This is a genomic window from Bacteroides sp. An279, from assembly GCF_002159615.1.
Lineage (GTDB): Bacteria > Bacteroidota > Bacteroidia > Bacteroidales > Bacteroidaceae > Phocaeicola > Phocaeicola intestinalis.
Genome location: NZ_NFJA01000050.1, coordinates 21,850 through 27,873 on the forward strand (window position 1 = coordinate 21,850; position 6,024 = coordinate 27,873).

Here is a 6,024-nt window from a genome sequence, read left to right on the forward strand (position 1 = left end):
GTCTCCTCTTCCGTTAGAATACATAAATCAGATTGATAGCCGCCTTGGTAGGCCCCACGTAATGGTGCGGCTTATTGTCCTCCAGCTGGTCTCCGCAGCGCGGACACTCGTACTTATCTGCCTGAGTATAGACATATCCGATGCCTATCTCAGCCTCCACACTCCAATGCCTGCCCAGCATCCAGTGGTATCCGTAGGCTATGCCTGCCCCTACCAGCCAGCCTTCGTAGCGGTGTTCTTTCAGCTGTCCGAAATCGGTACCCAGGAAAGTAAAGTCTGTATTCCAGTTTCCCATATTATAGATGCCGCCTACAAGATGCGCACCGACAAAATGTCCGTTAAAACGTTCGCACAGCCAATAGCGTGCTTCGGGCTGCAGCACCCAGTGTTTCCATTTCTTATTATCGCTGAAAGTCCATGCATTGAGATTCCCCGATATGTCTACAGTCCATTTCGGAGCCACTTTAAATTCTATACCAAGATTTGCTGTTGCGGTTATGTCGTATAATAAATTAGTCTTTACTACCACATTCTGTGCAGATGCGGTAAGACTTGCCACGACCAGACAAATACTTACAATTAGTAATCTCATACTGAACTTTTTTAATCTCTATCGAACCTCTATCAAAACGGGGTAAATGTAGCAATTAATTACTAAATACAAATATATTTAAGATACGAGTGTTTAATTTTTAAAACACATTAACAAATAGGGAGGGGTAAATTAACAAGTTGTAAACAGCGGATAATTTCAAGACAAGGAGTTATTTCAGGGAGTTAAAGGGAGTGAGAAGCCAATACTTTTACTAATGGAAACCCTAACAGAACCATTGTCCTTTAACTCCTGTGAGCAAAGCGAGCATAACTCCTTTTCATACCATTGGCATTTTGCAGATATTCAGAAACTGTTCCCAAGAACAAAAAAAATGGGAGAACGCTTTCTCCCAACCTTGTTAACCTTAAATCTAATACTATGAAAAAAATCACTTTGCAAATATAGTCATTCAGCTTGATTCTTCCAACATTATACAAGGATATTACAAATAGTTTAAAATTCTTTTGCATAGCTCCCGGACATTCATAAAAAACGAGTTGACAAGAAGACTTGGATTTAAATCCTTATCAACTTGTCAACCCGCCAAATATCCAGTGCCTGGTACCTAGTATCTAGTACCTAGTCAACTAGTATCTAATACCTAGTCACCTAGCCTCTGGCACCTAAAAATCATCAGTCTTTCAGTTTTGCCTTGATGAAGTCGCGGTTCAAACGAGCGATGTTGCTGATCGAAACGTTCTTCGGACATTCAGCTTCACAAGCACGGGTATTGGTACAGTTACCGAAGCCCAGTTCGTCCATCTTGGCAATCATGGCTTTCGCACGGCGCAAAGCTTCCGGTTTACCTTGCGGCAACAGATTCAGCTGGCTAACCTTTGCTGATACGAACAGCATTGCCGAACCGTTCTTACAAGCAGCTACACATGCGCCACAACCGATACAAGAAGCAGCATCCATCGCTTCGTCAGCCACTTGTTTCGGAATCAGGATAGCATTGGCATCCTGAGGAGCGCCTGTACGTACACTGATGAAACCACCAGCCTGCATGATCTTGTCGTAAGCCGTACGGTCTACCATCAAGTCTTTGATAACCGGGAAACCAGCCGAACGCCACGGTTCAACGGTAATGACATCGCCATCGTGGAAACGGCGCATATAGAGCTGGCAGGTAGTAGCACCTGTTGCAGGTCCGTGCGGATGTCCGTTAATATACAGAGAACACATACCGCAGATACCTTCACGGCAATCGTGATCGAATACTACCGGTTCTTTACCAGACTCAACCAACTGCTCGTTCAAGATATCCAGCATTTCCAGGAACGAAGTATCGCCCGGGATATCTTTCATCTGGAATGTATCGAAATGACCTTTTTCCTTCGGTCCGTTCTGACGCCAAATTTTCAGCGTAAATGATATATTTTTATCCATTGTTTTTATTTTTAAGGTTACTAGGTACCAGATACCAGGTAACTAGGTTTAAAATACAAATGACTTACGTTTGTTTATCAAAGCCGTCAACATTTTTATTATTTCACTGTTCATGCTGTCCAGCTCTTGATATTGTGCATCCGAAATATATGCAATATCCTTACAAATAAGAAGCTGCGTTTCCAATTCTGATGCGGATCCTAAAGCCATATATAGGAAATGAATCAACTCTTTATCATACCCTCTGCCGAATCCTTCCGCAATATTTGACGGAATCGATACGGCAGCACGGCGCATTTGGGAAGTGATTCCATATATTTCTTCTTTAGGGAAAGCCTGAGTTACCAAGTAAAGACACTTGACCATTTCCATACTTTTCTGCCAAACGACCAATTCTTTATGGGTTCTCATAAGCTTATACTATTTAAAACCTAGTCAACTAGTCAACTCGTACCTTGTCAACTGAAATTAATTAACTCTTATAATTTCTTGTCTGAACTTTAATCGCTTCGTAAACCAGCGGTTCCTTGTAGAGAACCGGAGCTTTATCATCCGAGCCTTGGTATTCCCAGCAAGATACATAGAAATAGTTGGCATCATCACGTTTGGCTTCGCCTTCTTCGGTCTGATATTCTTCACGGAAGTGACCGCCGCACGATTCGTTACGGTTCAATGCGTCGTATGCAATCAGTTCACCCATGGTGATGAAGTCGTTCAAGCGGATTGCCTTATCCAATTCTACGTTCAGACCTTCTTTCTTGCCCGGAATGAACAAGTTGGTTTCGAATTCCTTGCGGATATCTTTCAGTTTGGTCAAAGCAGTTTTCAAACCAGCTTCGGTACGTCCCATACCTACATATTCCCACATGATGTGGCCCAATTCCTTGTGGATAGAATCTACCGAGCGTTTGCCCTGGATTCCCATCAGGTGGTCAATCTTAGCCTGGACAGCCTTTTCTGCTTCCTCAAATTCCGGCAAGTCGGTAGAGAAGCGGGGAACAGTGATTTGGTCTGCCAGATAGTTCTGGATGGTGTAAGGCAATACAAAGTAACCATCGGCAAGTCCTTGCATCAAGGCAGAAGCACCCAGACGGTTTGCACCGTGGTCGGAGAAGTTACATTCGCCGATAGCAAACAGACCCTTAATGGTAGTCTGCAATTCGTAGTCTACCCAGATACCACCCATGGTGTAGTGGATAGCCGGATAAATCATCATCGGGTTGTAATATTTCACGCCGTTGATTTCGTTTGCCAATTTGCCCGGGTTCACATCGGTGATTTCTTCGTACATATCGAAGAGGTTTCCGTAACGCTGGCGCACTACATCCAATCCCAGACGTTCGATACTTTCAGAGAAGTCGAGGAATACAGCCAAGCCGGTATTGTTGACACCGAAACCGTGGTCACAACGTTCCTTAGCCGCACGGCTGGCAACGTCACGCGGAACCAAGTTACCGAATGCCGGATAACGGCGTTCCAGGTAATAGTCGCGGTCTTCTTCCGGAATGTCACTGCCTTTCTTAGTACCAGCCTGCAAAGCCTTGGCATCTTCCAGCTTCTTCGGAACCCAGATACGTCCGTCGTTACGCAACGATTCAGACATCAAAGTCAACTTAGACTGCTTGTCGCCGTGTACCGGAATACAAGTCGGGTGAATCTGCACGTATGCCGGATTAGCGAAGAACGCGCCTTTACGGTAGCAAGCCATTGCAGCCGAGCAGTTACATGCCATCGCATTGGTAGACAAGAAGTAAGTATTACCGTAACCACCGGTAGCGATAACTACAGCATGTGCAGCAAAACGTTCCAGTTTACCGGTTACCAGATTCTTGGCAATGATACCGCGGGCACGGCCGTCGATGATTACCACATCTTCCATTTCATAGCGAGTGTACAGCTTGACTGTGCCTGCACCTACCTGGCGGCTCAATGCCGAGTAAGCGCCCAACAGCAACTGCTGTCCGGTCTGTCCTTTGGCATAGAATGTACGTGACACCTGTGCTCCACCGAACGAACGGTTTGCCAGCAGACCTCCATATTCGCGTGCGAAAGGTACACCCTGAGCCACGCATTGGTCGATGATGTTGTTCGAAACTTCAGCCAAACGATAAACGTTTGCCTCACGTGCACGATAGTCACCACCTTTTACAGTATCATAAAACAGACGATATACAGAGTCGCCATCGTTCTGATAATTCTTTGCAGCATTGATACCACCTTGAGCAGCGATAGAGTGAGCGCGGCGCGGAGAATCCTGAATACAGAAGTTAAACACACGGAAGCCCATTTCGCCCAAAGAAGCGGCTGCAGAAGCACCTGCAAGACCGGTTCCTACCACGATGATATCCAAACGACGTTTGTTGGCGGGGTTCACCAGTTTCTGGTGAGCTTTATAGTTGGTCCATTTTTCAGCTATCGGACCTTCAGGAATTTTAGAGTCGAGTATATTAGCCATAATTGTTTTCTTTTTTAGTTGACTAGGAACTAGTTGACTAGTTGACTAGGTTTTTTCATCCTTAATATAAAGTATCTGTAACCTAGTACCTAGTACCTGTAACCTAGTGCCTACATTATAAATTCTTCACAAAAAATACTACCGCAACCAGCATGAAGCCCAGCACGATAATCGTAGAATAAATGTTAGAGATGCACTTCCAACGGTTGATCCAGATGGTGTTGTTCCAGCCTAATGTCTGCATAGAGCTCCAGAAACCATGAGTCAAGTGGAACCACAAAGCGCACAACCAAACGATGTACAGAACGAAGAATACCGGATTAGAGAAAGTCTGCACAATGTAACCGTAACCGTCGGTTGCTTCCAGACCGCCCATCATCGGATTGCCTATCAATTCGGCAAACATCATGTTGTACCAGAAGTTGAACAAGTGCAACAGCAAGCCCAGGATGACAATCACACCCAAAGCCAACATGTTCTGAGAAGCCCATTCCACAGTTTTAGGCTTTGCACTCACCGCATAACGTTCGTTACCACGTGCGGCACGGTTCAACATCGTCAGCCAGAAAGCGTAAACGATGTGAATTACAAACAAGGCAGCTAACGCCAAGGTACCTATCAAAGCGTACCAGTTAGTACCCAAGAATTCACATACTGTGTTATAACCTTCCGCCGAAAACAGTGCAACAAGGTTCATCAACATGTGAAATGTAAGAAACAGGACAAGGGCGATACCTGTTACGCTCATCACCACTTTCCTTCCAATAGATGAATTACTTAACCACATAAATGATTGAATTTAAATTATTTAATTGTTTGAACTAAAATATCCTCCAGTACGGTCTGTTACACGATGCAAAATTAGAAGATTTATTGAGATAACACAAGCGATTACGGAAATAATTCTTTAAATTCAATCAGATAATGTGTATTCTTTCCATAAAATAATCAGTTCATTGAACATTTCGCACTGTTTCTGTAGAGACGATGTGCACATCGTCTCTACTACATGGCATATACAAAATGCACAATTTCATACAGCGCATGGTTAAGAAGGAACCTTCTTCGGAACATTCAAAAAGGATAAGTTAAACTTTATTAATGTCCATTTTTCGTGACAAAATATAGTCCCAAACATTTCCATTAAGGCTGTTTATACATCTTTTTATGCCCGTTTTAGCGCAATTTCCTGACTACAAAACCGGCACATATCCGGCACATTTAGTTAACAAATCCTAATGCAATTCGAATACATTCCTATAAATCAACCGTTTACAAACAATCCGTCAGTAGCCGGCGCGGTTACAAGCCTGAGTGGAAACAGGCAGATACAAAAGGTAAAGCAGGACTTGCAAAGACCTGAGTTAGAACGATTTGAGTTTTTTAGAAACTGTTTTGAATTAATCCAAGAATAATGTTATGGGCATTATAATCAAATTCCAAAAGCCATTAAAATAATTGGGATTTCCAATTGGAATTGGATTATATTATCAATCCAGGCATCATCCTTTTATGGTTTCCATATCAAAACCGTACGTTCTCCAATTGAAAACCGTACGTTCTCGATATGGAAACCGTACGGTTT

5 protein-coding genes are annotated in these 6,024 nt (G+C 43.6%); all 5 read right to left on the minus strand.

What is annotated here, in order from left to right; all coding sequences use genetic code 11:
• Positions 1-13: 13 nt before the first annotated feature.
• On the minus strand, positions 14-592 hold the full coding sequence (locus B5F78_RS10045) for a DUF3575 domain-containing protein (protein WP_087406623.1): 579 nt from the start codon (positions 590-592) through the stop codon (positions 14-16).
• 636 nt (positions 593-1,228) lie between these two features.
• A complete protein-coding gene (locus B5F78_RS10050; protein ID WP_087249503.1) occupies positions 1,229-1,984 on the minus strand; it encodes a succinate dehydrogenase/fumarate reductase iron-sulfur subunit in 756 nt (251 codons plus the stop codon).
• Between the two features lie 48 nt (positions 1,985-2,032).
• Positions 2,033-2,395: a four helix bundle protein gene (locus B5F78_RS10055; RefSeq protein ID WP_087213313.1), complete on the minus strand. Its 363-nt coding sequence runs from the start codon at positions 2,393-2,395 to the stop codon at positions 2,033-2,035.
• 61 nt (positions 2,396-2,456) lie between these two features.
• The gene (locus B5F78_RS10060) at positions 2,457-4,439 is read right to left on the minus strand and encodes a fumarate reductase/succinate dehydrogenase flavoprotein subunit (RefSeq protein ID WP_087406624.1); all 1,983 of its coding nucleotides are present in this window, start codon (positions 4,437-4,439) and stop codon (positions 2,457-2,459) included.
• A 115-nt stretch (positions 4,440-4,554) separates the two neighbouring features.
• Complete coding sequence (locus B5F78_RS10065) at positions 4,555-5,226, minus strand: succinate dehydrogenase/fumarate reductase cytochrome b subunit (protein ID WP_087213311.1); 672 nt, start codon at positions 5,224-5,226, stop codon at positions 4,555-4,557.
• Between the last annotated feature and the right edge of the window lie 798 nt (positions 5,227-6,024).